The sequence below is a fragment of the Nonomuraea lactucae genome, from assembly GCF_003313395.1.
Classification (GTDB): domain Bacteria; phylum Actinomycetota; class Actinomycetes; order Streptosporangiales; family Streptosporangiaceae; genus Nonomuraea; species Nonomuraea lactucae.
The window spans coordinates 1-872 of the sequence record NZ_QNFZ01000384.1 but is presented as its reverse complement, the minus strand read 5'-3'; the positions used below and the strand labels follow the sequence as shown (position 1 = coordinate 872).

Genomic DNA, 872 nt, shown 5'->3' with positions numbered 1-872 from the left:
GGCCCGGGGCGCCGTCCAGGGCGTCCCACTCCTCGCGGGGCGGCAGCCCGGTGCGGCCGAGCAGGACGAGCCGGGCCGCTACCCGGTCGGCCAGGTCCTCGGCCAGCGTCAGGCCGATGCCGCCGACGCCGCCGGTGATCACGTAGACGCCGTGGTGGCGCAGCCGGGCGGGCGGGCCGTCGTGGGCGGGCAGGCTGACCTGCTCGTAGCCGCGCAGCCAGCGGCGTCCGGCGCGCAACGCCACCGGGGAGGGAGGCTCGCCGGGGGCGGGCTGGTCGGGGGTTGCGGCCAGCTCGGCCAGGACGGGGACCGGGTCGTACGGGCCTGAGGGCAGGTCGATGTGGCGGACCGACAGCCAGCGGGCCTCCAGGGGGACGACCTTGGCGATGCCGGCGACGGTGGCGTGCTCGGGCCGGTCGAGGTCGGCGCCGGTGACGCATTGGGTGCCGGAGGTCAGGACGTCGAGGTGGACGCCTGTGCCGGGTTCGGCCTGGGCCAGGGCCTGGACGAGGGCCAGGAGGCTGAAGAAGCCCCGGTCCTGGGCGGTGCGGGTCTGCTCGATGCCGACGGCGGGGGCGCCGTCGAGCGGCCAGGCGTGGATGACGCGCCGGGGGACGCCGGTGTCGGCGACGAGCCTGTCGTAGTCGTCGCGCTCGCCGGGCCGGATGGCGACGGTCGCCACCCTCCCAGCCAGACCGCCGCCCGCACCGGCCACACCGCCTGCGCTGTTCGGGCTGTCCGTGCCGGAGGCGTCGTAGCGGTCGTAGCGGTCGCCGGGGACGACCCGCACCACGTCGGCGCTCGCCTCGCGCAGCGCCGTCACCAGCGGCTCGGCGGCCGGGCCCGCGAACAGCAGGCAGCGCCCCCCGTCC

1 protein-coding gene is annotated in these 872 nt (G+C 77.9%); it reads right to left on the bottom strand.

The annotated features are described in order from the left end of the window. On the bottom strand, positions 1 to 872 hold an 872-nt coding region (locus DQW85_RS22100; protein ID WP_113702128.1), incomplete at both ends, for a KR domain-containing protein.